This window comes from Paenarthrobacter sp. NPDC089307 (assembly GCF_040685055.1).
GTDB lineage: Bacteria > Actinomycetota > Actinomycetes > Actinomycetales > Micrococcaceae > Arthrobacter.
The window spans coordinates 461,929-487,632 of sequence record NZ_JBFBHE010000002.1 but is presented as its reverse complement, the minus strand read 5'-3'; the positions used below and the strand labels follow the sequence as shown (position 1 = coordinate 487,632).

Below are 25,704 nucleotides of genomic sequence, written 5' to 3'. Positions count from 1 at the left end.
GTTTCAGTGAGCAACCACCCGGCTTTGGCCCGCAGACTCGGCACCTTTGACGCCTCACTTATTGGCTTGGGATCCATGATCGGAGCCGGTGTCTTCGCGGCATTCACACCAGCAGCCGCAGCAGCCGGATCAGGCCTGCTGATCGGTCTGGTGGTGGCCGCATTCGTCGCCTTCTGCAACGCCACCTCATCCGCTCAACTGGCCGCGGCGTATCCCACCTCCGGAGGTACCTACGTCTACGGCAGGGAACGGCTCGGTCCATGGCCCGGGTTCCTCGCCGGCTGGGGATTCATCATCGGCAAAACGGCCAGTGCGGCGGCAATGGCCATGACCTTCGCTGCCTATGCCGCTCCGCAAGGCTGGGAACGTCCGGTGGCGATCGCCGCCGTCGTGCTGTTGACAGCGGTGAACTATCACGGCGTGACGCGAACCGCGGGAGTCGCCCGGGTGCTGGTGATTGCCGTCCTGGCTGCGCTCGCGATTGCTGTCACCGCAGTGTGGGGCGGCTCGGGTCCCGACTTTGGGAACATCGTAGGGGAGGGGCTGCTGGCACACGGGTGGTACGGCGTCCTGCAATCGGCTGGCCTGCTGTTCTTCGCATTCGCCGGCTACGCCAGGATCGCGACCATGGGTGAGGAAGTGCGCGACCCCAGGCGGACCATCCCCAAAGCCATCAGCATCGCCTTGGGAATCACGATCGTCATCTACGCGGTCATCGCGGTCACCGTGCTGGGATTCCTTGGTCCGCAAGGAGTAGCCGGGACTCCGACACCGTTGGCTGATGCCGTGGCCGCAGGCTCGATGGCATGGGCGGCTCCGGTGGTTCGCATCGGTGCGGCTGTTGCGTCGTTGGGCGCGTTGCTGGCTTTGATTGCCGGACTGGGGCGCACCAGCCTGGCGATGGCCCGGGAACATGACCTTCCACCTTGGCTGGCTGCCGTCCACCCCAAGTACAAGGTGCCGCACCGGGCGGAGTTGGCGCTCGCTGCGGTCATTTGCCTGGTGATCGCTGTGGCTGACCTCAGGGGTGCCATTGGGTTCTCATCGTTCGGCGTTCTGCTCTATTACCTGGTGGCCAACATTGCCGCCTACACCCAGCCGCAGGAAGACCGAAGGTACCCCAAGTTCCTGCAGGTGGCCGGCACAGTGGCATGCGTGGGATTGGTGGTGACCTTGCCACCACTTTCCGTGGGGCTGGGCGTGGTGATGTTCGCCGTCGGCATCCTTTACCGGCTGCTGCGATTGCGCCGGAACAGATTCAACGGGTGATGCAGGCAGGCTGGGCACGGCTCCACCGGGGGTAGAGGGGTGAAGCCGTGCCGTAGTGCCGCCTACACCTGGAACGGGTGGGGTTTCCCGCCGGACACCGGGATCCCGCTCCGGAGGCACAAGAGAACCATATGGCCAGGTTTTCGGGACTAGGTGGTCAAATCCTGAAACTAGGTGGTCCCGGAGGCGGTTTTGTGGGCGGAACCGCAGAAAAATGAGTGGTGAGCCGGGCCCGTCTAGGTGGTGGCCCGGCCTGGAGTTAATCCGGGGCGGCTAATCCGTCGCGTGTGCCAATCGTTTCAACAGCGGCACAAGATCGTTGCCGGAGGCCTCGCCAAAGAACCGGGCGTCGGCCTGTTCAACTGCGGCAACGGCGAGTGGGGCCAGCTCGGCCCCTGCATTCGTGACGCGCAGCCGTTTGGACCGGGTGTCGGCGGGGTCGACCTCGCGTTGGATGAGTCCCTTCAACTCCAAGGTGCGTAGGACCTGCGACGCCATCTTCACGTCAGTGCCCGCTTGGCGTGCGACTGCCAACTGATTGGGATGCTCTCCCTCCCTGTTGAGCCACCACGTGCACGCCAGCAGGACGAACTGCACATGGGTGATGCCATGCGGAGCAAGTGCCGCCGCGACCTCACGCTGCCAGCGAAGGGTAGCGTGCCAGAGGAGGAATCCGGGGCTCTCGTCGGGCCTGAGCGGCATTAGCGCCGGGCCCGCTCGACGAGCGCGGCCATGGTCTCGGGCCAATCGGCCGTAATGCCCGGGCCGATCGCCGGCCCAACCTGGTCCGCGCCGTCCCCGGTGATCTCCATCCGGTAAACAATCCGGACGCGGCCGCCGTCGAGCTTTTCCATGCGGTGGACGGTGCGCAGCAGCAAGTCGTCGAACCGTGCCTCATCAACGAAAAGCTCTCCGGCCTCCACCTCAGCGACCCGCAGCGGGATCGGGTCTTCGCCCGGTGGCGTCATGAGGATGTTCGTGCCTGGAGCGAAAGGTCCATCGATCTCGATCCGCTCGACTCCAGGGTTCCAGTCGCCCCAATTCTCAACATCGGCCCATAGGCGCCAGATGTCCTCGGGTGCCGCGCTGGTCTGGATGCTGTGCTCGTAATCCCACATAACTGCCTCCTTGGAAAGATAATCTATGCACAGACTATCTCCGCATAGATCATCTTGTCCAGAGGAGTGATCAGCCCTTTTCGCACCCGATACCGTCGTGGTCGTTGTCCAGGCCGTAAATGTCCGAACCGATCACCGTTACTGGCCCTCGGACGTACGAGGGTCCGTTGCCCTTGCCGCTGGAGCAGTCGACATCGGAGTCAATCGGCACGCAGGCGCCGGCATAATTCGGGTCGCACCGGCCTTGGGCGGGTGCTGCGGGCGCTGCCGGTGCAACCGGGGCGGCTTTGGCTGCCGCCTGAGCTGCCGCAGCCTGATCGGCTGCGGCCTTCGCTGCCTGATCCGCCGCGGCTTGGTCTGCAGCAGCCTTGTCTGCTGCTGCCTTGGCTGCCGCGGCTTGGTCCGCTGCTGCCTTGTCGGCGGCCGCTTTGTCAGCCGCGGCCTTGGCCGAGGCTGCCCGCTCATCATTGAGCACCTTCGCAGTGGCGGAGTCCAACCACGTCAATTTTCCGGCCCGGTCCACAGCGCACACGTACGTCTCACCAGCGAGGACCTGTGTGTTTTTTTCCGCAGTGCATGGCGTTCCGGCAATCTTGCTCGGCGTTGGTTTCGGAGTCGCCGTGGGCGATGAGGACGTGGACGATGACCCCTCGCTGCTGCTCATTGAGCTTGCCTTGTTGACCGATCCCGGTGCGCATGCCGTCAGCACGATGAGCAGCGACCCGACGGCTGCGATGCCAAGTGTCCTGGACCGACGAGCGCTGCTTGGAGTGGTACCGGATGCCGATCGTTTTTCGGCGCGCGAAAATTGTTTGTTCAATGTAATGCCCCCTTGTAAATGCGCCGATGCGATGGCGCGTGGTGTGACCCTAACACCCGCCAGGAAATCCTGCTAGAAAAAGACAGGTATGACTTTTGCGGCGAAACAGCCACCCAGCTGTGCCACCATGGGGGGATGTTTGGGGAAGACACGGCCATGACGAGGAGCGAGCTCTTTGATGTGCTCGCAGCGGACCTGGAAGTGATGGGACCGGGCCGGAAACTGGTTGGTATTGACGGCGTTGACGGCAGCGGGAAATCGACCTTTGCCAGCGGATTCTCCCAAGCGCTCACGGCCATGGAAGGCCGCCCCATCGTGACAATCCACGTGGATGACTTCCTCAACCTGCAGGAAGTCCGCCATAGCAGGGGCCGGACGTCCCCCGAGGGGTTCTGGTTGGACACCTACGACTACGCGGCCTTGGAAAAGTTCGTACTCGCCCCGCTCGGAAACGGCGGAGACGGCCTCTACCGGCCAGCGGTCACCGATGCCCGCAGGAACCTCACTCTCCATGCTGAACCCTTGGAAGCTCCGGATGATGCGATAGTCCTCGTTGAGGGAATGTTCCTCCACCGCGACGGCATGGCCGGCCGCTGGGACTACTCCATCTTCCTCGACGTCCCCTTCACCGAAACCGCCCGACGCATGTCCATCAGGGACGGTGGCAGCACTGACCCGGAGCACCCCTCGATGCGCCGGTATGTCGGCGGGCAGCGGCTCTATTTTGAGCAGGCCCAGCCATGGACCCGTGCCTCGCGGGTCATCGACAACACATGCCCGGACAAGCCCCGGCTGCTGTCACTCGCCGAGGCCGCCCAGCGCCACCGCTAGCCCAAAGGCAAGCTACGCCCGCGCGTGCCGCTTTCGGTCGGTGCGGTCAATTTTGTCAGCGCGGCTCGAACGATCGGTCCGATCAGCCGCAGCATCCTCACCAACAACCGAACCTCCCGTACCCAACCCGCGGACCGTCCACCCTGCACTCCGCCAAGCCTCAGCGTCCAGGACGTTCCGAGCATCCAGCACCATCCGGCGTCGTACCAATGACCCGGCGACCGTCGGCGACAGCGAGACGTACTCGGCCCATTCGGTGAGCAGCAGCACCAGTTCGGCGCCTTCCAGGGCGCGTTTAGTGGATGCCTCGAAGCGGATTTGCGGGTAGCGGATCCAGGCGTTGTTGATGGCCTTGGGATCGGTGACGGTCACGTGGGCACCGGCGTCGGCAAGCTGCTGGGCGACATCCAGGGCGGGGGAGTCGCGGATGTCGTCGGTGTCCGGCTTGAAGGCCGCGCCCAGGATGGTCACCGTGCGCCCGGACAGGAATCCGCGGCACATTTCGCGGGCCACCTCAACGGCGCGGGAACGCTGATCCAGGTTCACCGAATCGACCAAAGCCATCCACTCATCCACGGACGGCACGTCCAGTTCCCGTGCTTGCGCGCGGAAGGATCGGATGTCCTTGGGCAGGCAGCCGCCGCCGAAACCCAACCCCGCGTGCAGGTAGCGGTTGCCGATGCGCGGGTCCAGGCCCATCGCCTCGCTGAGTTCGCTCACGTCGGCGCCCGATGCATCGCACAACTCGGCCATAGCGTTGATGAAGCTGACCTTCGTAGCCAGGAACGCGTTCGACGCCGACTTGATCAGCTCCGCAGTCGCGAAGTTGCAGATAAGCCGCGGGATCCCGGCCGCGATCAGGGGCTCATACACGGCATCCAGCGCGGCGGTGATGGGCCCACCCGCAGCGGCTCCCTTGCCACCCGGAACCCCGTACACCAGCCGGTCCGGAACCAGCGAGTCCTTCACCGCGGTGCCCTGCCGCAAAAACTCCGGGTTCCAGCCGAGGAGCACGTCCGGGCGTCTCGCCAGCACCGCGCGGAGGGTCTCCACCGTGCCTACCGGCACCGTTGATTTACCCACGACGGCGGCACCCTTCGCCAAGTGCGGCAGGAGGCTCTTCGTGGCGCCCATCAAGTAGGAGAGGTCCGCGGTGTCCGAGGTCTTGGACTGCGGGGTGCCCACGCAGAGGAAGTGCACCTGCGCGTCCTTCGCCGCAGCGAAATCAGTGGTGAAACTCAGCCTGCCCGTGGTGCGGCCATCCTTGAGGAGCTCATCCAGGCCCGGTTCGTGGAAGGGTGCCAAAGCCTTGTTCAGCTGCTCAACCTTGGAGGCATCGACGTCGATCCCCACCACGGTGTGGCCCATGGACGCCAACGTTGCGGCGTGGACTGCGCCCAGGTAGCCGCAGCCGATCACTGAGATCTTCATGAGGAGGGTCCTTTGCTTGAGGTGAATTCGCTGGGCTCTTTTTCGGTGGGAGTGCCGGCGATGACTTCGTTGTAATGGCGGACCAGCTCTGCGCTGAGCACAGGCCACGTCCGGCCCTGGACCGAAGCGGTGGCCGCCGCTGCGAACGCGCGGCGCTTGGCGTCGTCGCCCATCAGGTCCTGGACGTAGGCGCGCAGTTGGTTCAGGTTTCCCGGTTCGTAGAGCCAGCCGGTGCGGGAGTTTTCCACCAGGTCCAAGGGGCCGCCACGGCCAGTCGCGACCACCGGCACGCCCGAAGCCATGGATTCCTGGATGGTTTGGCAGAAGGTCTCAAACTCGCCGGGATGGACGAAGAGATCAAATCCCGCAACTGCTTCGGCCAGGGCATCGCCGCCCAGGAAGCCGGCGAAATGCGCCTTGGGAAGTGCGGCCTGGAGGCTTTCGCGCTGAGGGCCGTCGCCAACGATGACGAGTTTGGTGTTGGGCACGTCTGCCAGCACGGCGAGATCCTCAACCTGCTTCTCGACGGCGAGCCGGCCGACGTAGCCGATGATCCTTTGGCCGTCGGGCGCAACCTTGCTGCGCCACGCCGTCGAACGTTTTGCGGGACTGAAGCGCGCGGTATCCACACCGCGACGCCACATGTCCACGCGCAGGATGCCGCGTCCGCGCAACTGGTTCAGCGCGAAAGTGGACGGCACCAGGGTCCGGGTGGCCAGAAGGTGGATGTTGTCCACGCGGTTCCAAGCCCAGTTCTCCAGGAAGGGCACGCCATAACGGCCCGCGTAGCTGGGAACCTCGGTTTGGTAGATCGCGACCGTGGGAATGCCGAGTTGGTGGGCGGCCTGCACGGCGCGCCAGCCGAGCACGAACGGGGAGGCGAGGTGAACGACGTCGGGCGAGAAATCGGCAAGGATTCGCTTGACCCGATTCACACCACCCAACGCAACCCGCACATTCGTGTAGCCCGCCAGCGGGACCGAGGGGAGCCGATGCACATAGGCGCCCTTCTCGACGCTCGAAACATCAGTGTCCGAGGTCGACGGCGCGATCACCATCACCTCATCCCCGCGCTCCTGGAGATGCTCCAGCACCCGAAGAATCGAGTGGGTTACCCCATTCATCAGTGGCAGGAATGATTCGGCGACGATTGCGATCCTCACGCCTTCAACGGTGGTCGCGGCGGTTGGCTTATTGGGTGCTCGGGGGTGGCCTGTGGGGGAAGAGTTGGTTAACAGGTGGGGCTCTGTTTGTCCGGGGACGGCTGCAGGTCTCCTCTCCAACGGACGCGCTCAGACGGTCAGGATCTGGGGGTGTTGCCCGGCTTGCTGCCGGGGAAAATTGTCCTAGTGCTGGACGGTGACAAGTCGGACATGCTCTAGTCCTTGGACGCTGGCATAAACGCAGTAAGCAACAAGGTTTAGGTCAGTGAAAGCGCCGGCGAGGTGGCAGTGGCTGACAGCGTAACCCGGGGCCGCGACTGTGCATTCGGTGACGAACAAAATCTATGTAGGGTTCAGTGACTTCCGGGCCCGCATGGAGAAGGCCCTAAGTTCCTGCTTCTATCAGAGACCAGGAGTTGAAGTGAAGCGGGGCTGAGAAATTCTCCAGAATGAAGCAGGGGGTCTTGGCACCTTGGCCGCACAGTTGCCATCGGACGGGCATGAATGCATGTCATAGGCCCTGAAATAAACCAGCAATCCGTATGCTGAGTTTGCTCCTTCCTTAGGGGCTCATCACTCAAAAAAGGGATCCATTGAAAAGAAAAAATCTATTGCTAGCGATTGGCACTTTGGTCGTGCTCTCCGGGTGCGGCGCACCAGCGGTTGCCCCAGTCTCTGAAGAGTCGGCGTCAAATTCTGCCTCCTCGGTTGCTAGCGAGAAGGTGTCGCCCAAGCCGACACCAACTCCGACACCTACCCCAACGAAGAAGACGGCTCAGATTGGGGATGCCGCCGTTCACGGAGGGATTCAAATTACGGTGACCTCAGCTGTTTCGTCTCCGACCGTTCCCATGAACACCTCCGGCTATCGGGCCGGAAGTGGATATGAAACGTATGAAGATGTGCCTGCCCAGGGTGGTGGACGCTACATCGTCGTAAACGCAGTTGTAACGAACAATGCCAAGGCCCCGATCGATTTGACCTGCGGCTACCCGATCGACGTCAAGGTCTTCAACAGTTCCGCCCAGGTGTACAGCCCGATCCAAGACTCCTACAAAATCAAGGGAAATCCGGAGTGCAATTCTCAACTGCAGCCGGGCTTCGAGTCGCCCATGACTTGGGCTTACCTTGTGCCGGCGAAGTCATCGATCATCGGACTGGCTTTTGCGGAAGTCGATTTTTCATCGTCGTCTCGAAATGATCCAACGATAATCGGGTTCGGGTCCGGTCTATAGCACGGAAGTAGCCGTCCTATAGCTTGGAGGCCGGTCTGCTTTCGGGACCGGCCTCCAAGCTATTCGCTTAGGGTTGTCGTTTCAAGCGCCCTAATGTTTGCCGTTCGAAGACCCTGCAGGAACATCTGTTGGGAAAAGGATCGGCTCGTAATGCTATCGCTTCCCGAGCTCAGTCCCACCCCGCGCCCGCTTCAAATCCTTCCGCAGCCCCCGGTTGTCCGCCCTGAGCTCCTCGTTGTGCTCGCTCAGGCCGCGGTTGTCTTCCGTCAGCCCCCGGTTCTCCGCTTCCAGCTCGAGCACCCGCTTCACCCCGGCCAGGTTCAGTCCTTCATCAAGCAATACCCCGATGCGCCGCAGCGTTGCCAGGTCGTTTTCGCTGTAACGGCGCGTGCCGCCGTCGGTCCTGTCAGGGGTGAGCAGGCCTTTGCGCTCGTATTGCCGGATGTTCTGCTGCCCGGTGCCCACAAGTTCCGCTGCAACCGAGATCGCGTAGACACCCTGGGCGTCCCGGTCGCCGGCGAAAGCAGCGGCGCCGTCGGCAGCCGAGGCGACCAGTCCGCCGTCGTGCTCTTCAGCAGCAGTCCCGCGCTCTGCACCCGCCATCAAAACCTCCGAAAATCTTCCCAAAACCTACTTGCACCACTCTCTCACCAGTGCTATAAAAAATCTATACCAACCACCACAGATCTGGAGGTTGGTACCGACAACAGAATCAGCATCGAAATCAGAGGAGTGAGAACCAAATGCTGATGCGCACTGACCCGTTCCGCGAATTCGACAGGCTCGCCCAACAGGTTTTTGGCACAACAGCACGCCCGGCCGGAATGCCGATGGATGCATGGCAGGAGGACGGACAATTCGTTGTTGCCTTCGATCTGCCTGGCGTAAGCCCTGATTCGGTGGACCTGGACGTCGAACGCAACGTCCTGACGGTAAAGGCAGAACGCAAGTCGCCCGCGGGCGAGAACACCGAGATGATCGCCGCCGAGCGCCCACAGGGTGTCTTCAGCCGCCAACTCATCCTCGGTGACACGTTGGACACCGACGGCATCCAAGCCAACTACGACGCCGGGGTACTCACACTCCGCATCCCCGTCGCCGAGAAGGCCAAGCCGCGGCGCATCGAGATCACATCCAGTGGACAGAGGCAGGAGATCAACGCCTAAACCCGCCGTCCTGCCGGCAGACCCACCCGGGGTGGCCAGCCGGCAGGACAGAGACCGGGAACAACGGAGGCGGCCGCATCGGAATAGTTGGGCGCAGGCTTCGCGCCACGTCACAGCGCTTTTTAGTGCACATGAAAGCGACCCCCGCCCGTCGTCTCCCGATTGATGGCCCCCGGCCCAGGCCGGGGGCCATCTCCTGATCCGCAGCATGAACCGGAACCAGCAGTGAGCACGCAACCCGACCACTACGCCACCCTCCACGTCCCGCCCAACGCGACGGCCCGCGAGATCGCCCGCGCCTACCGCACGCTGCTCCGGACCCACCACCCGGATACGCGCCAAAAGGTCGACGACGGCGACACCACCTCAGCGGCCGACCTCCAGGAACTGCACGCCATCATGCAGGCGTACGTCGTTTTGTCGGACCCAGGCAAGCGGGCGGCATACGACCAGGCGCGGCGGGCGCCAGCTGGTGTGGGCGGTACACCGGTGAAGGTGCGGGTGCATAGGCAAGAACCCCGGCCCGGGTCCGACGGCGGCCAGTCACCGCTCTCCTTCGGGCCGCCCCGTTGGGAACCCTCATCCAGAAACCTGAGAACACCAAGGAGCAATCCATGAGTGCTTGGCGGCCGTACGACGACCACATCATCCCCGCGTTCTACGAGCGGTTCGAACAACGCTGGGGGAGAGGGACAGCGCCATTCCTGGATCCTGAAGTCCACGAACAACCACTGCCCCGGGCACAGTGGATCAATCCGGACACCGGGGCCGCGATCGCCGTCGTTCCAATCTGGACCGACGACCCCGAGCACCGGTCCTTCGGGGTGTTCTACCTGCCGCCCGCAGGCGATATCTGGATGCTCCGGCCCGGTCCCACCACCTTCCTGGAACCACGAGGGGGAGCGAACCAGGAGCAGGTGACGCTGCGCAACGACGCTTTCAAGAAGGCCGTCAACCATGCCAAGGAGTTTATCTACGGCCCGCAGTTGTGAGTGTTCGTTTCTCTTGAGGCGCTCTTTCCACCCCTCGGCGTCCTACTCCCGCAGGACGTCGGGGAGCTCATCAACAAACACGGTCTGCGGCGGCTCGTAATAGATCACAAGGACCTTCTCACCCACGGGAAAAGTACTTGTCTTGTCGAACGGGTGCGCAAAGAACGCACTGGTACCGCCGTGGAAGGGCAGCATGACTTCCCCGATGGTGCCCGGGGCGATGGTTCCAGTGACCCTGCCGATCTTGCCAGTGAGGCTCCGGTTGACCTCTTTATGCATCGGGCGCCTTGGACGGGGCAGGCGGCTGCTTCACGGGAGCTTGCGCCGGTGTTTCCTTGCCCCGCAACGCCGAAGCCAGTGACGGCAGGAAGCTCCCCACCTGGGACAAGATCCCGCCCACCATGCTGTTCAGACCCTCGCCGCCATTGAGCACGGTCAGCTGCCCGATTCGTGAGAACGGCTCCGCCGCTGCGGAAACAATGGCTGGCATGTTCTCCGCGATCTGTTGCGAGATGACTGCATCCTGATTGGTCTCCAACGCTTCACCACGGGCCTTAATGCCTTCAGCTTCAGCCAACGCCTTGGCCTTCACGGCCGAAGCGGCAGCGTTGCCCCGCGCCGTCGTCGCGGCGGCCTCAGCCTCACCGGTCACCCGCGTGGCTCCCGCCATGGCAGCGGCGGCACCGGCAGCCGCCTGGGCTTCCAGTTCCACCCGCCGCGCGTTCGCCTGAGCCTCGAGTTCGGTGCGCTTGGCCAGTGCTTCGGCGGCGCTGATGTCTGCCGCTTTCTTCGCCTCCGCGTCAGTGCGCTGGGCGTAGGCCCTGGCATCGGCCGGTTTGCGGATGGTGGTCTGCAGTTTCTGCTCTTCCCGGTCAGCCTCAAGCTTCGCAACTTCTGTCTCCTGGACCACCACCTGTTGGCGGGCCGTGGCGTCGGCCAGTGGTCCGGCTTGGGCAGCCTGGGCGCGGGCCTGCTCGGCATTGGCCTGTGCTGCTGACTGCTTGATCGCGGACAGGCTCTGAGCGTCTGCGATCAAGGCGGCGGCTTCCGCTTCCTTCTCCGCGGCCTCACGGTTGCGGGTAGCCTCAGCAATGCGGGCCTCCATCTTGACCTGCGCGATGTGCGGCTTGGCCAGATTTTGGATGTAACCGGTGGGATCCTGCAGGTCCTTGATCTGGAGCGAATCCACCACCAGCCCAAGCTTCTCCATCTCCACGCCACTGGCACTGCGGACCAGCGAGGCGAGCTTGTCCCGCTCGCGGATGATCTCCTCCACAGTCATGCTTCCAATGATCGAGCGCAGGTGCCCCTCGAACACGTTATAGACCTGGCTCTCCATCTTTGGCTGCTGACCCAGGAACCTGCGGGCCGCGTTGGCGATAAACGGGGGAGCATCACCAATCTTGTAAATCACTACGCCATCAACGATTACCTGGATGCCCTGGGAGGTGACGCAGGAGACTTTGAGCTCGGTCTCGTTCAACGTCAAAGCCAAGGGGCGGACCGTCTGAAGCCCGGGGATCACCAAGGCGCCCTTGCCCGTGACGATCTTGAAGTCCATCCCGTCAGTATTTTCCAGTGTTCCGCGCGTCAGCCCTGAAATGATGAGCGCCTCATTCGGCTCCGCCACTTTCCACATGGCCTTCGTGGCCAGCCAAATGAACCCGATGACCAGAACGACGCCAAGAATCACTGCGATAAGAGGAAAGAAAGCTGAGAGGTCGTCCATTGACCCTGTCCCTTCAGACGGTGTGAGCGCCGCACTTTGGTTGACCCCCAATAGGCCAAATGGTTGCTCGTGTACACAGTCTCGTTCTGCCGGAGCAGGGAAGTCCAGCACATTTGTGCGTCAGTTGTGCGGCCGTCCGTGGACCACGCGGGGAAGGAAGGAAGAGCGTCAAAAAGAAGGCTGGTGCAGCCTGGGAAAGAATCCTAAGGTGGCTGCACCAGCTGCTAGTACGACTTTCTGTTAAAAGTTGTGACACCTATCCATTGGCCGCTCCTAGTTCCCGGCTTCGATTGTTTCCGGGCCTTAAACATGGATCGGGGACGGTGGTCTGCCCCCGCAGAACACCTCCCATCTTACGGCGGCCCACAGGAAAAAGCGCTGAAAATCGCGGTATTTCAGGGGCGCCTGACGGGGGAGGGCGGTCCGTCGTGGCACGATTGATCACGATGAAACTGCGCGCTGATCAGACCGGAAACCGTGGCCTCCCCATGCCCCTTTGGCTGCAGGGCGGTTTGGAAGCGGCCCAGGCAGCGTTCATTTCAGCCATCGTGGTGGTGCTTCCGCTGGTGGGAGTGTGGGCGACGGACGGTTTCCAGGACCGCAACGTGGACTCGCTGGCACGGCTCGGTGGCCAGGCGTGGTTGCTGATCCACGGTGTTCCGCTGGAGCTCGCGCATGTCAACATTGGCACCGCCGCGCAGCCGGGATCCGGGCTGCTGTCCTTGATTCCCTTGGGCCTGACGCTCATCCCGTTTCTGCTGGCATGGCGGGCGGGCCGCCGTCTGGCCCGCGCCTCCTATACTGACCAGCTGTGGCAGGCGTTCTTCGGCGCATTCCTTGTATATGCGGCCTTCGGCGCAGCTACGGGTTTTGTGTGCCGCACGACCGAAGTTGTCATCAATCTGTGGCTGGCCATGGCCATTCCCTTGATCTCGTTCGGCCTGGGTTTGGTTGTGGGCGCCCGACGCGAGGCCGGTTCCTGGAGCCGCCTGATCGGCGTGGACGCCGTGGCCTGGCTCGCCAAGACCAGCCAGCATTCACGGTGGGCGGGCTCATACGTGGGCTCTGCATTGAAAGCTGGTTTCGTGGCAGCGATGGCCGCCGTCTGCATGGCTGCTGTCCTGTTGGCTGTGACCATCGTGTGGCACTGGACCGACATCATCGCCGTTTACGAAGGCCTTCAAGCCGGGGCCCTGGGCGGCGCCGTGCTCACCATCGCCCAGCTCGGGTTCCTGCCGAACCTGGTGATCTTCGCGTTGGCGTGGTCCTCGGGAGCAGGCTTCTCGCTGGGAATCGGCTCGACGGCGGGTCCGTTGGGAACCGCGGTGGGTCCTCTTCCCGCCGTTCCCATCCTGGGCAGCCTGCCCGCGGGACAGCTCGACGCCGGCGCCATGGCACTTGCGCTGCCTGTACTTGCCGGGATCCTGGCCGGCTGGTGGTTCCTCCGCGAGGGCGAAAACCACTTTGACGAGTGGCTCTCCATCAAGATCAAAGCCCGCTGGTTCACGGCCACCGTTTCCACACTGTTCCTTGGGGCCTTTATTGGCGCCGTTGCAGGCCTGCTCGCTGGCGCCCTGGCATGGATCGCGCGCGGTTCCGCCGGGATTGGCCGGCTCACCGAAATCGGACCCCACCCGTTGTGGACGGCAGTCTGGCTGGCTGCGGAAGTCGGTATCGGCGTCGTGATTGGCTACGCTGTGGGGCCGTGGCTGGAACGCCGCCAGAAGCTGCGCGAGGCCAATCTGGACGAGGAAGCGTACGACGACGAACACGCCTAGGCGCGTTGGTCCAGTGTCGCTGGGCTACCTGAGCGAGCCCGGCATCGATTTCTCGAGCTGCGTGAGGCACTGGGTCTTGGCGGACTCGGTCAACGCCCCGCGGGCGCAATCCTGGTAGGTGCTGACCTGCTTGAAGAACAGTGCCGATGTCAGGATGAGCAGGCACATGACGGCCGTGACTACCAGGCCGGAGATCGTCCCGAAGAGGATGAGCCGCGGGTGCTTGTACTTGATGGTCCGCACCAGAACGGCGATGCCCAATACCAAAGCTGCCAGCGTCAAAATGGCGCTCAACCATACGTAGTTCACGTTGAGGGAGAACACGAAGAACGAGCCCAGGGCCGACAAAAGGAAGGCACGGAACAGGATCTGGGTCACGCCGAGGGCTGACTTTTCGGCCTCGGAGCGAGGTTGCTGGCTCGGCCTGGGACCGACGTCGGGATTCATGTTTTCCAGCCTACGCGAGCCGCCCATAAGCTAGTGCAATGCGCATTGTTGTCCTCGTCTCCGGTACTGGTTCCAATCTTCAGGCTGTCATCGACGCCGTGAAGTCGGGTGAACTGGATGTCGAGATCGCCGCCGTGGGCGCTGACCGCCCCGATACCTACGGCGTGGAGCGCTCTGACGAAGCCGGCATCGAGACGTTCGTGGTCAACTTCAACTCGTTCCAGACCCGGGCTGAGTGGGATGCGGCCCTGCGCGACAAGGTGCTCTCCTACAGCCCCGACGTGGTGGTTTCCTCCGGGTTCATGCGGATTGTCAGCGCCGACTTCATCGATGCCTTTGGCGGCAAGTACGTCAATACGCACCCCGCGCTGCTCCCGTCCTTCCCGGGCGCCCACGGTGTCCGCGACGCCATGGCCTACGGCGTGAAGGTGACCGGCTGCACTGTCCACTGGGCCGACGCCGGCGTGGACACAGGCCCCATCATCGCCCAGGAAGCTGTCTCCGTGCTTCCCGAAGACACCGAGGAAACCCTGCACGAGCGCATCAAGGTGGTGGAGCGCCGGCTCCTGGTCCAGACGCTCGCAGACCTCGCCGCCGCTTCCCGCGTACCCAACTAGGGGACAGCAAACGTCGCACTGCGGGCTCAGAGGGACGTTTACTGTCCCTTAGTTTCGGTCCAGACCCAGGAGCCTGTGGATATCGTCACGCAAGGGTTGCCGTTTTGCCAGCATGGACAGATGAAGATTCCTGAGCCTCTTCCCGCCCATTTGTCGTCGAAGCCCTTTACCAGGCAGGAAGCGCTCGACGCCGGTGTGACTGTCGGGCGCTTACGCTACAGGGATCTGGACTCGCCAAGCCGACAAATCTTTGTCCCTCGATCCGCGGACGAGGGCCCAGTGCAAGATCGTGCGCGCCCCTTGACCCTTGTCACGCCTTTCTCGGCAGCTTCTCACGCAACAGCATTCTTGATCTGGGAGTTTCCCGGGTTCCTGCCCGGAAGCAATATGCCGGGCATCCACATTTCGAGGCCGGACACGAGGGGCAGAGCCAGAAGGCGGGGCGTCATTGCGCACAAAGGCCAGTTCTTCGAGGACGAGATCACCACGCAAAACGGCCTGTACATCACCAGCCGTGCCCGGACGTGGCTGGATTGCGCACGGAAGATGGACATTGATGAGATCACCGTTGTGGCGGACCATCTGGTACGCATCCCACGGCCGGAGTTTGAGGGACGCTCCGAAGCGTACTGCACTGTGGACGACCTCGAAGAGATGCTGGACCGGCATTGGGGAACTCCGGGCATTCGAAAGGCCCGGTTGGCTTTGGAACAGGCCTGCGTGGGCGCCGACTCCGCGCCCGAAACGCGACTGAGGCTGGCACTTGGGCGGGCTGGACTGCCCAAACCGGAAGTCAACGTGCGCACTCAGCTAAGTCCCGGCGTCGTACGTCAACCTGATCTTGGTTATCGCCAGTGGCGGGTCGCGGTGGAGTACGAAGGCGAGGGGCATTCGGACCCGGACCAGATTGTGAGGGACATTGCCCGCGAGGAGGATTTCAGCCGCGCTGGATGGATACTTGTCCGCATCTCGAAGCGTCATATGTCCACCGGCGCGGTCACCGCGGTCGCCAAGGTCAGGCGGGCGCTCGAGCAACGCGGTTGGTCACCCAACTAGGGGACAGCAAACGTTCCTCTGAGCAGTCAGTGGAACATCTGCTGTCCCCTAGTTGGGTAAGCACTTACGAGAGCTCGCGCTGCTTGGTTTCCGGGGCGAAGAAGGCCATCCACAGCACGGACAACACCACCAGTCCACCGGCCAAGGCGAACGAGGTCGCCAGCCCGAACTCCGGCCAGAAGTACGAAGCAAACACCAGCGGGCCAAACCCTGCGCCGACCCGTGAGAACGTGGAGGCCCAGCCAAAGCCCGAGCCGCGCAGTTCAGTGGGGTAGAGCTCGGACACGTAGGCGTACAGGACCGGGATAGCCACCTGCACCACGAAGCCGAACACCAGCAGCCAGAACACGGCGGCTGAGGGCACGTCCACCACGAAAGCCACGATCACCAGCGTCAGCGCGGACAACGGACCAGTGATCGCAAGGATCCACTTGCGGCCCACGCGTTCGACCAGGAGCGCGGCAACCACCACGCCCACAAGCCCGACGGCGGCCATGCCCGCCGTCGTCACGAAGGCCTTGTACTCCTCGAATCCCGCGCCGATGAGGATGCGTGGCATCCACGTGAGGGACAGGTAATAGACCAACAGCACGGAGAAAAAGAGGGCCCACGCGGCTGTGGTGATCTTCCAGTTGAACGTCCAGACATTGCGGAGCTGGGCCCATGCGCTGCCGGGGGAGAGGCGCGGGGCGGCCTGGGCATCGGGCAGGCTGTACGCCCTCGGGGAAGCCCCGGTGGCTTCAACCAGGCCATCGATGACCGCGGCAGCCTCCGCACGCCGGCCTTTGCGGATGAGGAACAACGGAGATTCAGGCACGGAGCGGCGGATCCAGAAAACCAGCAACGCGGGCAGGACCATGATGAGCATGGTGAGCCGCCAGTCGCCGAAAGCCGCGACGAGTCCGGCCGAGATGAACCCACAAAGCGCAGCACCGACAGGCCACCAACCATCCATGGCCGTCAGCACCCTGCCGCGCTGCTTCCGTGGCGTGAACTCACCCACCAGCGCGTAGTCCACCGGAATACAACCGCCCAAACCGAAGCCGGCCATGAAACGGAAAATGCAGAACCACACGATGTCGGGGGCGAACGCGCCCAGAACCGTGAAGATGCTGAAGATGAGCAGGGTGGCGGTGAAGGCCTTCTTGCGCCCGATCGTGTCAGCGATGGTGCCCCACGCGAACGCACCCACGGCCATGCCGATCAGGTTGGCCGTGCCGATCCAGGCGGCGTCAGCCGGTTGCAGCGACCAGTGCTTGGACAAAAGCGGAATCAGGATGCCGTTGAGCGTGACGTCCCAGGCATCGAACATGAACCCCAGCCCGCCGATCAGGAAAATCCTGCCTTGAACCTTCCACCGCCACGGCAGTTCCTGCACTACTTGTTCGCCGCTGGGCACGGCTGTGTATGTATTCATTGGGCCTCCTGCATGCAACTTTATGCGCTGCGCACGGCGCGGAAGTCCGCGTTACTTTTGGTTCTCGATCGCCCTTCGCAGGAAACCCCCCGCTTCGTCCAGCGCACCCTTGGCCTGACCAGCGTCGATGCCCGTGAGGAGCACCAAAATCGCGGCCTTCACCGAGCCGCCAACTGAGTCCAGCGCAGCAGCAGCCTCCTGTGCGGACACGCCGGTGGCATGCTGAACGGTCCGTTGGGAGCGGGCAACCAGCTTCTCGTTCGTGGCGCGCAGGTCCACCATGAGGTTCCCGTAGGTCTTGCCAAGCTTGACCATCACCAGCGTGCTGATCATGTTGAGGACAAGTTTCTGCGCCGTGCCCGAGTTCAGCCTGGTGGATCCTGCGATGAACTCCGGACCCACCACAACCTCGATTGCCGCATCCGCCAGATGACTTACGGCCGAGCCCCTATTGCACGCCAACGACGCCGTAAACGCACCCTTCTTGCGCGCCTCCTCCAGCGCGCCGATCACGTACGGCGTCCTCCCGGAGGCCGTAATACCCACGACGGCGTCGGCTTCGGTCACGTTGACATCGTGCAGGTCGCGCGCGCCCGCGGTTGCGTTGTCCTCGGCGTACTCAACGGGCTTCTGGATCGCCTGAACCCCACCCGCGATAAGTCCGACGACGAGTCCCGGCGGGGTGCCGAACGTCGGCGGGCACTCGCTCGCGTCCAGCACACCCAAACGCCCGGCGGTACCAGCCCCCACGTAGAGAAGGCGACCCCCGCGCTGGAGCCGCTCCGCAACGGCGTCGACCGTTTGCACGATTGCCGCGCTGGCAGCAGCCACGGCGTCGTGTACTCCTGCACTGTGGGCAAGCATGGCGGCCACGAGTTCCTCGGTGCCCAGGATGTCCAGGTTTTCCAGGCCCTCGGCAGTGGCTTCGGTCTGCAACCCGGCCAGTTCCGTGCGGAGGCCGGCGAGTTTGTCCGCGTCAGCCGGGCCAGTGTGTTCCGTCACGGTGGATGTACCTTTCCTGGATGAGCCCGCGGCGTGTCGCAGCGAGGGCAGCACCGTCCAAGCCATCGCCCAGTGGGGCCACCACCTCAATCCCAGCCGAAGTGAGGGACTTGCGCAAGAGCGCGGCAAAGAACTCCGAACCGACCACTCCGCCCAGCAACGCCACCCGTTTGGAACCGCTGTCATCGCCGGATGCGAGCTCAACCGTGCGGGTCAGGATGCGGCAGGCCTCGCCGATGATGTCATGCGCGACGGCGTCACCCGCCTCCGCTGCCTGCAGAACCAGCGGCGCGAATCGGGCCATCGCCCGGTAGGGGTTCTCTTGTTCGGCCAGCCAACCGGGGAGGAGTTCCGGCGAGCCGACCAAGGCTGTGGCCGCAGCGGACAGGGAGGTGGCCCGGCCGCCGTCTTGCGCTTCCAGAACCGCTTGGAGACCCTGCTGGCCGATCCAACGGCCGCTGCCGCGATCGCCCAAATAGGGCCCCCAACCGTCGGCCCGGTGCAGGACGCCGGCTTCATCAAAACGAAAGGCGACAGCCCCGGTGCCGACGATCAGTGCAGTGCCCGGAGCGCCCTGGAGAGCGCCGAGCTGTGCGGCTGTTGCGTCCGAAAGAACGGCGGCGTGAACCCCGAACCTTTGCGAAAGCATCGTGGCGAGCTCGCGTGATTTTGGCGCGGAAGCCTCAACGCCAGCCACGGCTGCCCCGATCCCAGTCAGGGTGCTGACCGGAAGCCCTGGCGGGAGCATGCTGACGGTTTCGACGAGGAGCTCGAACGCCAGGGCAGGGCCATTCTCAACGTGGACCCCGGGGAACCCGTGTTGGTCGGCGGCGCCCAGCAGCTCAGTTCCACTGCGCAGCTCCACGCGGCAGCGGCTCTTCCCTACATCGGCGACAAGAATGACCTCGGTGGATTCCATGGAGTAACCCTATGTTGTGGGGCCCGCTGCGCAGGGTGTTTGGGTGGGAACCCGTGCTGAGTGGGCCCCGCAACGCGCGCCCCCTTCGTTGTGGGGCCCGCTGCGCAGGCTGTTTGGGTGGAAACCCCTGCTGAGTGGGCCCCGCAACGCGGGTGTGGAGGAACAGTCCAAAAGGTCGATACGTCGATTTCTGTGGATAACCGAACACCAGCAAGCGATTTTGGCGAGCATAGTCAGATGTCGAAGCCCAACCCTTTGCCGCCCCACATTGACCCCCGAGGCTTTCTCGTGACGGACGCCTTTGCGGCAGGTGTGCCTCGAGGCAGGCTCCAATCGAATGGGCTGGTGACTCCCAGCCGAGGTATTCGGCTTGCCCGGAACGAAAAGCCAGGTTTGGAACTGCTCGGGCGGCTTCACACTGCCATAACTCCGAGGTGCGCGGTCAGCCACGTCACGGCAGCGTTGCTGTGGTCCATGCCGCTGCCCATCTATTTGGAAGAGGAAGGCAACAACGGGCTGATCCACGTGACACGTAGGCAGGAGATCGGGAGAGTGAAACGTCGCGGCGTGGTGGGTCACCGTGCTCCACTCTTGGCGAGGGATGTTCGCGTGTTGAATGGCATCCAAATCACCTCGCCAGAATGGACATGGGTAGATCTCGCCCGGCATTTGGGGCGTGGTTCTTTGGTAGCCGCGGGCGATGCGCTCCTGGCACGGGAGAACCCGCTGAGCTCGATTCAGGCCATTCAAGAGGTCGTAGACCGGCGCCCAAAGGTCAAAGGAATCCGCATGGCGAGGGAGATCCTGCCGCTGTTGCGTGTGGGTGTCGACTCACCCCAAGAGTCGCGGTTGCGGGTGAAAATCGTCGACGCCGGACTGCCGGAGCCAGCGGTGACGCAACCCATCTACGACGAGCTTGGGCGCTACGTGTCCACACCCGATCTCCAATACAAGGAGTACAAGATTGCACTGGAATACGAGGGCGACCACCACCGCTCCGACCCCGTGCAGTGGGGGAAGGACATCGAGCGCGATGACCGCCTGCGAGCCACGGGATGGATTGTGCTGAGGTTCTCCCAGGTTCAGATGAAAGGCGGGTGGGCCAACGCCGAACGGAAGCTGCGCGAGGCGTTGGTGTCGCGCGGGTGGCGAGGGCCGGCGTCGTAATTCCCTGTGAACCACTAACCGTGCGGAGTGGGCCCCGCAACGCAAGACCTCAACTTGTGGGGCCGGGTGTGCAGGGTGTTTCGGTGGGGACCCGTGCGGTGTGGGCCCCGCAACGCAAGACCTCATCTTGTGGGGCCGGGTGTGCAGGGTGTTTCGGTGGGGACCCGTGCGGAGTGGGCCCCGCAACGCAAGAGCAACCACGACGCAAAACCAGCCACGCACCGAAACACGATAAACTCTCCGTATCCCCACCACCCGCGACATCTACGCGAACTAAGACGGAGACTTTTGTGAGCTTGACGCAGCTTGACCGTGTTCCCATCCGCCGTGCACTGATCTCGGTTTACGACAAGACGGGACTGGAGGAGCTCGCGAAGGGCCTGCACGCAGCCGGCGTCGCCATCGTTTCCACCGGCTCCACCGCCAAGAAGATCGCCGCCGCTGGCATCCCGGTCAAGGAAGTCGAAGAAGTCACCGGCTCCCCGGAAATGCTGGACGGCCGCGTCAAGACCCTGCACCCGCGCGTGCACGGCGGCATCCTGGCCGACCGCCGCGTCCCGGCACACATGGACACGCTCGCCGGTATGGAGATCGAGACTTTCGACCTCGTGGTGGTCAACCTGTACCCGTTCGTCGAGACCGTGAAGTCCGGCGCAGCGCAGGATGACGTCGTTGAGCAGATCGACATCGGAGGCCCCGCCATGGTGCGCTCGGCCGCGAAGAACCACGCCGCCGTCGCCATTGTCACTGACCCCAATTTCTACGGTGCAGTTGTCGACGCCGCCGCCCACGGCGGTTTCGACCTGAACACCCGGCGCCGCCTGGCTGCCAAGGCCTTCGCTCACACTGCAAGCTACGACAACGCTGTTGCTTCCTGGACCGCCAGCCAGTTCCTGGACGAGGACGGCGACGGCGTCATCGACTGGCCCGCCTACGCGGGCTTGGCGCTGGAGCGTTCCGAGGTCCTCCGCTACGGCGAAAACCCGCACCAGCAGGCCGCGCTCTACGTGGACAAGGCTGCTCCGGCAGGCATCGCCCAGGCTGACCAGCTGCACGGCAAGGCCATGAGCTACAACAACTTCGTCGACGCCGATGCCGCCCTCCGCGCCGCCTTCGACTTCGCCGAGCCCGCTGTTGCAGTGGTCAAGCACGCCAATCCGTGCGGTGTCGCCGTCGGTTCCGCCGATGCCGCAGATCCGATCGCGGACGCCCACGCCAAGGCCCACGCCTGCGACCCCGTCTCCGCTTTCGGTGGCGTCATCGCAGCAAACCGCACCGTCACCGCCGGCATGGCCCGCACGGTTGCCGACATCTTCACCGAGGTTGTCATCGCTCCGGACTTCGAGCCCGAAGCTGTGGAAATCCTCTCCAAGAAGAAGAACATCCGTCTCCTGGCTCTTCCCGAGGGCTACGGCCGCTACCCGTCCGAGATGCGCCAGGTCTCCGGTGGTGTCCTGGTCCAGATGACCGACAAGGTGGACGCCGACGGCGACAACCCCGCCAACTGGACCCTCGCCGCCGGAGAAGCCGCTGACGAGAAGACCCTGGCGGACCTCGCCTTCGCCTGGACCGCTTGCCGTGCGGCAAAGTCCAACGCCATCCTGATCGCCAATGATGGTGCCGCCGTAGGCATCGGCATGGGCCAGGTCAACCGCCTGGATTCGTGCCGCCTTGCCGTCGAGCGCGCCAACACGCTGGGCGTTTCGGTGGAGTCCGACGTCGAAGGTGCTGGCGGCGCCTCCAACGCCGACGGTGCCGACGCACCTGAGCGCGCCCGCGGTGCCGTTGCAGCCTCGGATGCGTTCTTCCCGTTCGCCGACGGCCTGCAGATCCTGATCGACGCCGGCGTCCGGGCTGTTGTCCAGCCCGGCGGATCGGTCCGTGACGAGGAAGTCATCGCTGCAGCCAACGCTGCAGGCATCACGATGTACTTCACGGGCGCACGCCACTTCTTCCACTAGAAGACTCCGGCCGCAAAGGGCCAAAGCAGCACAACGCAACGGCGGCCGCCCCCGGAAGGGGGCGGCCGCCGTCGTACTTAACAGGGACTTGCTAATTCGCTTACGAGGCCGCTGCGGTGTTGTATGTGGACTGGATCACGGTGCCCCAGTAGGGGCCGTACATGGTGGTTGAGTTGCTGCCATAGCCGTAGGAGTTGACCGAGTTCTGGTAGCCGGTGGAGCTGTTGCCGATGAACCACGGACCACCCGAGGACCCCCGGTCATGTTGCAAGGGATGCCCTGGGTGGCGAACTGCGGGTTGTAGGGATCGTTGGTGGCGGCCCGGAGCAGCTCTTGAGGGATTCGCCGTTGAAGGGAGAAGCTGCCGGGTAGCCGAAGGACTTGTAGCTCAGGCCGCGCGCGGCGTTGAACTGGACGCCGGAGGAGCCAACGACGTCCGCGAGCTTCTGGCCGTTGAGCGTGTTCATGACGGCGAACGCGGTGTCGTACTGCATGTTGCCGTTGGAAGCCCACTGGGTGGGGGAGTACAGCGCCTTTGCCGTCCACTTCCCGTAGGGTGCTGCGCCGTTGAGGTAGGCGGGCACGAAGACGAAGTTGGTTGCGTAGGCTCCCGGGCCTTCATTGACGCAGTGGCCGGCGGTGGACACTGTGCTCTTGTTGGCCGCTGTAACGGAGTTGCCGGAGCAGACGTAGTTGGAGCCGCCCAGCGTGAAGAAGATCTTGCCGATGTGCTTGACCGGCGTCTCGCTCTGGTTGACCTTGCGGTCGATCGTGGTGGAGTCGGTGGCCGCAGGCTGGCCCGCGATGCTGCTGATGGCGCCCGGGGCTTCGGTGGCCGGCGCTTTGCCGGGGTTGAGCAGCCGTCCGCGTTCCAGCGCCTTGGCGCCGAGGATGTCACCGGACTTGGCGTTCTTCATGCGTTCCGGCGTCCAGTAATCCGCAGCGCCGGCGTCGGACACTGCGTGGCTGCTGACCGCTGCGCCGCTGGTGTCCGCGTCCTTTGACGGTGCTGCGTTGGCGCTGGTGGTTCCAACCAGCGCCAGGATTGCGGCAGCGGACAGACTCAGCAGGCTTGTGGCCAGGGTCTTGGTTTTTGTCACGTTGTTCCTACCTATCGAGGGAGTGAGGCGGCCAGTGATGGCGACCGTGATAATTTGCTGTCACTTTCTTGTCGTGCTCCGGGAGGGAGCGAACGACGGCGGCACGTCGGGGCGGCGGGCCGGTCGCCGTCGCGCGTTAATCGCCGGAACCCGGTAACGAACACGTGATCCCGGACACGAAGAGCCGCCAAAACCGTCTACTCGGGTAAGTTAGGAGTGTTGAAATCTGCAGACTTTCAGGGAGAACCCCGCCAATGGCCAAGATTATCTATACCCACACAGACGAAGCGCCGATGCTGGCTACCTACTCATTCCTGCCGATTGTGGAAGCGTACGCTTCGACCGCAGGGGTAGAGGTGGAGACCCGCGATATTTCGTTGGCGGGCCGCATCATTGCCGTCTTCGGTGACTTCCTGACTGAAGAGCAGCGCACGGGCAACGCCCTTGCCGAGCTTGGCGAACTGGCAAAGCAGCCGGAAGCCAACATCATCAAGCTGCCCAACATCAGCGCCTCCGTGCCGCAGCTCAAGGCTGCCATCGCCGAGCTCCAGGCCCAGGGCTACGCCCTCCCGGATTACCCGGACAACCCCTCCTCGGACACCGAGACGGACATCCGCTCCCGCTACGACAAGATCAAGGGATCCGCTGTGAACCCGGTCCTGCGCGAAGGCAACTCGGACCGCCGCGCCCCGCTGTCGGTGAAGAACTACGCCCGCCAGAACCCGCACTCCATGGGTGCCTGGTCCGCGGACTCCAAGACCAACGTTGCCACCATGGGTGAGAACGACTTCCGCTCCAATGAGAAGTCCGTTGTCATCAAGGCTGATGACGCCCTGAGCATCCAGCTGGTCCGCGAAGACGGCACCACCAAGGTCCTCAAGAAGGACTTCCCGGTCCTGGCCGGCGAAGTCGTTGACGCTACCGTCCTGCGCGCCGATGCCCTGGACGAATTCCTCAAGGCACAGGTTGCCCGCGCCAAGGAAGAGGGCGTCCTCTTCTCCGCGCACCTGAAAGCCACCATGATGAAGGTCTCCGACCCCATCATCTTCGGCCACGTGGTCAAGGCCTACTTCTCCGAGCTGTTCGACACCTATGGCAAGCAGCTCGCCGCTGCGGGCATCAGCCCGAACAACGGCCTCGCAGCCATCCTCAGCGGCCTGGAAGACCTGCCCGAGGACGTCCGCGAGGGTGTTAAGGCAGCCATCACCAAGGGCCTCGAAGACGGTCCTGCGCTGGCAATGGTTGACTCCGACAAGGGCATCACCAGCCTCCACGTTCCGTCGGACATCATCGTGGACGCCTCCATGCCGGCCATGATCCGTTCCTCCGGCCACATGTGGGGCCCGGACGGCAAGGAAGCCGACACCCTGGCGGTTATTCCGGACAGCTCCTACGCCGGCGTGTACCAGGTTGTCCTGGACGACTGCCGTGCCAACGGTGCGTTCGATCCCACCACCATGGGCACCGTTCCCAACGTGGGCCTCATGGCCCAGGCAGCCGAGGAATACGGCAGCCACGACAAGACCTTCGAGATCCAGGCTGCCGGCACCGTCCAGCTCGTGGACAGCAAGGGAACCGTCCTTACCGAACACCAGGTCTTCCCGGGTGACATCTGGCGCGCCTGCCAGACCAAGGACATCCCGGTCCGCGACTGGGTCAAGCTGGCCGTTACCCGTGCCCGCGCCTCCCAGACCCCGGCCGTGTTCTGGCTGGACGAGGGCCGCGCGCACGACGCCAACCTCATCGCCAAGGTCAACGAGTACCTCAAGGACCACGACACCGAGGGCCTGGAAATCAAGATCCTTTCCCCGGTCGAGGCCACGGCCTTCACCCTGGAGCGCATCCGCAAGGGTGAGGACACCATCTCCGTTACGGGCAACGTCCTCCGTGACTACCTGACGGACCTGTTCCCGATCCTCGAGCTCGGCACCAGCGCCAAGATGCTCTCCATCGTTCCGCTGATCAACGGTGGCGGACTGTTCGAGACCGGCGCCGGCGGCTCCGCTCCCAAGCACGTCCAGCAGCTGGTCAAGGAGAACCACCTCCGCTGGGACAGCCTGGGCGAGTTCCTGGCCCTGGCCGTGAGCTTCGAGCACCTGGCAACCACCACGGGCAACGCGCGTGCACAGGTCCTGGCTGACACGCTGGACCGCGCCACGGGTACGTTCCTGCTGGAAAACAAGTCTCCGCGCCGCAGCGTCGGTGAGTTGGACAACCGCGGAAGCCACTTCTACCTGGCCATGTACTGGGCCCAGGAACTGGCCAAGCAGACCGAAGATGCCGAGCTGGCCAAGGACTTCGCCGCGATCGCGGATGCCCTGACCTCCAGCGAAGAGGCAATCGTCGGCGAGCTTGCCGCAGTCCAGGGTCCCGCCGTCGACCTTGGCGGCTACTACCGCCCGGACGCCGGTAAGGCCGCTGAGATCATGCGCCCGTCCGCTACGTTCAACAAGGTCCTCGCGACCCTGAAGTAGCCACCGTAAAAA

The 25,704-nt window shown here is 63.7% G+C and carries 25 protein-coding genes and 1 pseudogene; 13 read left to right on the top strand and 13 right to left on the bottom strand.

Annotated elements, in window-relative coordinates:
- Positions 1 to 6: 6 nt before the first annotated feature.
- Positions 7 to 1,269, top strand: coding sequence for an APC family permease (locus tag AB0N72_RS06100; RefSeq protein WP_363930067.1), 1,263 nt, complete (start codon positions 7 to 9; stop codon positions 1,267 to 1,269).
- Positions 1,270 to 1,542: 273 nt separating this feature from the next.
- On the opposite strand, the gene AB0N72_RS06095 is transcribed toward AB0N72_RS06100, so the two are convergent.
- The 3 genes from AB0N72_RS06095 to AB0N72_RS06085 form a co-directional block, all read right to left on the bottom strand.
- The gene (locus AB0N72_RS06095) at positions 1,543 to 1,971 is read right to left on the bottom strand and encodes a MarR family transcriptional regulator (RefSeq protein ID WP_363930066.1); all 429 of its coding nucleotides are present in this window, start codon (positions 1,969 to 1,971) and stop codon (positions 1,543 to 1,545) included.
- Positions 1,971 to 2,387, bottom strand: coding sequence for an SRPBCC family protein (locus AB0N72_RS06090; RefSeq protein WP_363930065.1), 417 nt, complete (start codon positions 2,385 to 2,387; stop codon positions 1,971 to 1,973). The genes AB0N72_RS06095 and AB0N72_RS06090 overlap by 1 nt, the downstream gene beginning before the upstream one ends.
- A 70-nt stretch (positions 2,388 to 2,457) precedes the next feature.
- Positions 2,458 to 2,883: a hypothetical protein gene (locus AB0N72_RS06085; protein WP_363930064.1), complete on the bottom strand. Its 426-nt coding sequence runs from the start codon at positions 2,881 to 2,883 to the stop codon at positions 2,458 to 2,460.
- A 61-nt stretch (positions 2,884 to 2,944) separates the two neighbouring features.
- On the opposite strand from AB0N72_RS06085, the gene AB0N72_RS06080 reads away from it, so the two are divergent.
- On the top strand, positions 2,945 to 3,283 hold the full coding sequence (locus AB0N72_RS06080) for a hypothetical protein (protein ID WP_363930063.1): 339 nt from the start codon (positions 2,945 to 2,947) through the stop codon (positions 3,281 to 3,283).
- Positions 3,284 to 3,363: 80 nt separating this feature from the next.
- Complete coding sequence (locus tag AB0N72_RS06075; protein ID WP_363930062.1) at positions 3,364 to 4,038, top strand: uridine kinase; 675 nt, start codon at positions 3,364 to 3,366, stop codon at positions 4,036 to 4,038.
- A gap of 12 nt (positions 4,039 to 4,050) precedes the next feature.
- On the opposite strand, the gene AB0N72_RS06070 is transcribed toward AB0N72_RS06075, so the two are convergent.
- Both AB0N72_RS06070 and AB0N72_RS06065 read right to left on the bottom strand, forming a co-directional pair.
- Complete coding sequence (locus AB0N72_RS06070; RefSeq protein WP_363930061.1) at positions 4,051 to 5,469, bottom strand: UDP-glucose/GDP-mannose dehydrogenase family protein; 1,419 nt, start codon at positions 5,467 to 5,469, stop codon at positions 4,051 to 4,053.
- Positions 5,466 to 6,632, bottom strand: coding sequence for a glycosyltransferase family 1 protein (locus AB0N72_RS06065; RefSeq protein ID WP_363930060.1), 1,167 nt, complete (start codon positions 6,630 to 6,632; stop codon positions 5,466 to 5,468). Before AB0N72_RS06065 ends, AB0N72_RS06070 begins: the two co-directional genes overlap by 4 nt.
- A gap of 851 nt (positions 6,633 to 7,483) precedes the next feature.
- Between AB0N72_RS06065 and AB0N72_RS06060 the strand changes: the two genes are divergently transcribed.
- On the top strand, positions 7,484 to 7,867 hold the full coding sequence (locus tag AB0N72_RS06060) for a hypothetical protein (protein ID WP_363930059.1): 384 nt from the start codon (positions 7,484 to 7,486) through the stop codon (positions 7,865 to 7,867).
- A 153-nt stretch (positions 7,868 to 8,020) separates the two neighbouring features.
- Here the strand turns inward: AB0N72_RS06060 and AB0N72_RS06055 are convergent, their stop codons facing one another.
- Positions 8,021 to 8,470 carry a MerR family transcriptional regulator gene (locus tag AB0N72_RS06055; protein ID WP_363930058.1) on the bottom strand — a complete coding sequence of 150 codons (450 nt, stop codon included), beginning with the start codon at positions 8,468 to 8,470 and terminating at the stop codon, positions 8,021 to 8,023.
- A 140-nt stretch (positions 8,471 to 8,610) separates the two neighbouring features.
- Here AB0N72_RS06055 and AB0N72_RS06050 point away from each other — a divergent pair, with 140 nt between their 5' ends.
- From AB0N72_RS06050 to AB0N72_RS06040, 3 genes are all read left to right on the top strand, one after another.
- Positions 8,611 to 9,033: an Hsp20/alpha crystallin family protein gene (locus tag AB0N72_RS06050; RefSeq protein ID WP_363930057.1), complete on the top strand. Its 423-nt coding sequence runs from the start codon at positions 8,611 to 8,613 to the stop codon at positions 9,031 to 9,033.
- Positions 9,034 to 9,258: 225 nt separating this feature from the next.
- The gene (locus AB0N72_RS06045) at positions 9,259 to 9,651 is read left to right on the top strand and encodes a J domain-containing protein (RefSeq protein WP_363930055.1); all 393 of its coding nucleotides are present in this window, start codon (positions 9,259 to 9,261) and stop codon (positions 9,649 to 9,651) included.
- Positions 9,648 to 10,025: a hypothetical protein gene (locus tag AB0N72_RS06040; protein ID WP_363930054.1), complete on the top strand. Its 378-nt coding sequence runs from the start codon at positions 9,648 to 9,650 to the stop codon at positions 10,023 to 10,025. The genes AB0N72_RS06045 and AB0N72_RS06040 overlap by 4 nt, the downstream gene beginning before the upstream one ends.
- A gap of 42 nt (positions 10,026 to 10,067) precedes the next feature.
- On the opposite strand, the gene AB0N72_RS06035 is transcribed toward AB0N72_RS06040, so the two are convergent.
- Positions 10,068 to 10,304: a hypothetical protein gene (locus AB0N72_RS06035; RefSeq protein ID WP_363930053.1), complete on the bottom strand. Its 237-nt coding sequence runs from the start codon at positions 10,302 to 10,304 to the stop codon at positions 10,068 to 10,070.
- The gene (locus AB0N72_RS06030; RefSeq protein ID WP_363930052.1) at positions 10,297 to 11,754 is read right to left on the bottom strand and encodes an SPFH domain-containing protein; all 1,458 of its coding nucleotides are present in this window, start codon (positions 11,752 to 11,754) and stop codon (positions 10,297 to 10,299) included. The genes AB0N72_RS06035 and AB0N72_RS06030 overlap by 8 nt, the downstream gene beginning before the upstream one ends.
- Positions 11,755 to 12,200: 446 nt before the next feature.
- Here AB0N72_RS06030 and AB0N72_RS06025 point away from each other — a divergent pair, with 446 nt between their 5' ends.
- Positions 12,201 to 13,532, top strand: coding sequence for a DUF6350 family protein (locus AB0N72_RS06025; RefSeq protein ID WP_363930340.1), 1,332 nt, complete (start codon positions 12,201 to 12,203; stop codon positions 13,530 to 13,532).
- Between the two features lie 24 nt (positions 13,533 to 13,556).
- Here the strand turns inward: AB0N72_RS06025 and AB0N72_RS06020 are convergent, their stop codons facing one another.
- A complete protein-coding gene (locus tag AB0N72_RS06020) occupies positions 13,557 to 14,006 on the bottom strand; it encodes a hypothetical protein (protein WP_363930051.1) in 450 nt (149 codons plus the stop codon).
- Positions 14,007 to 14,017: 11 nt separating this feature from the next.
- Here AB0N72_RS06020 and purN point away from each other — a divergent pair, with 11 nt between their 5' ends.
- Positions 14,018 to 14,596, top strand: coding sequence for a phosphoribosylglycinamide formyltransferase (purN, locus tag AB0N72_RS06015; RefSeq protein WP_363930050.1), 579 nt, complete (start codon positions 14,018 to 14,020; stop codon positions 14,594 to 14,596).
- Between the two features lie 387 nt (positions 14,597 to 14,983).
- On the top strand, positions 14,984 to 15,652 hold the full coding sequence (locus AB0N72_RS06010; protein WP_363930049.1) for a hypothetical protein: 669 nt from the start codon (positions 14,984 to 14,986) through the stop codon (positions 15,650 to 15,652).
- Between the two features lie 64 nt (positions 15,653 to 15,716).
- Here the strand turns inward: AB0N72_RS06010 and AB0N72_RS06005 are convergent, their stop codons facing one another.
- Genes AB0N72_RS06005 through AB0N72_RS05995 form a run of 3 tightly spaced genes read right to left on the bottom strand, consistent with a single transcriptional unit; the run spans position 15,717 to position 18,990 of the window.
- Positions 15,717 to 17,069 (bottom strand): MFS transporter, encoded by a 1,353-nt coding sequence (locus tag AB0N72_RS06005; RefSeq protein ID WP_363930048.1) that lies wholly within the window; start codon positions 17,067 to 17,069, stop codon positions 15,717 to 15,719.
- A gap of 51 nt (positions 17,070 to 17,120) precedes the next feature.
- Entirely contained in the window at positions 17,121 to 18,071 is a 951-nt protein-coding gene (gene murQ / locus AB0N72_RS06000; protein ID WP_363930047.1) for an N-acetylmuramic acid 6-phosphate etherase, read from the bottom strand.
- Entirely contained in the window at positions 18,046 to 18,990 is a 945-nt protein-coding gene (locus tag AB0N72_RS05995) for a BadF/BadG/BcrA/BcrD ATPase family protein (protein ID WP_363930046.1), read from the bottom strand. The genes murQ and AB0N72_RS05995 overlap by 26 nt, the downstream gene beginning before the upstream one ends.
- 345 nt (positions 18,991 to 19,335) lie before the next feature.
- On the opposite strand from AB0N72_RS05995, the gene AB0N72_RS05990 reads away from it, so the two are divergent.
- Positions 19,336 to 20,157: a hypothetical protein gene (locus tag AB0N72_RS05990; RefSeq protein ID WP_363930045.1), complete on the top strand. Its 822-nt coding sequence runs from the start codon at positions 19,336 to 19,338 to the stop codon at positions 20,155 to 20,157.
- A gap of 290 nt (positions 20,158 to 20,447) precedes the next feature.
- On the top strand, positions 20,448 to 22,118 hold the full coding sequence (gene purH, locus AB0N72_RS05985) for a bifunctional phosphoribosylaminoimidazolecarboxamide formyltransferase/IMP cyclohydrolase (RefSeq protein ID WP_363930044.1): 1,671 nt from the start codon (positions 20,448 to 20,450) through the stop codon (positions 22,116 to 22,118).
- A gap of 100 nt (positions 22,119 to 22,218) precedes the next feature.
- Here the strand turns inward: purH and AB0N72_RS05980 are convergent.
- Positions 22,219 to 23,218: pseudogene (locus tag AB0N72_RS05980) on the bottom strand (hypothetical protein).
- Between the two features lie 254 nt (positions 23,219 to 23,472).
- Here AB0N72_RS05980 and AB0N72_RS05975 point away from each other — a divergent pair.
- Positions 23,473 to 25,692, top strand: coding sequence for an NADP-dependent isocitrate dehydrogenase (locus AB0N72_RS05975; RefSeq protein WP_363930043.1), 2,220 nt, complete (start codon positions 23,473 to 23,475; stop codon positions 25,690 to 25,692).
- Positions 25,693 to 25,704 lie beyond the last annotated feature (12 nt).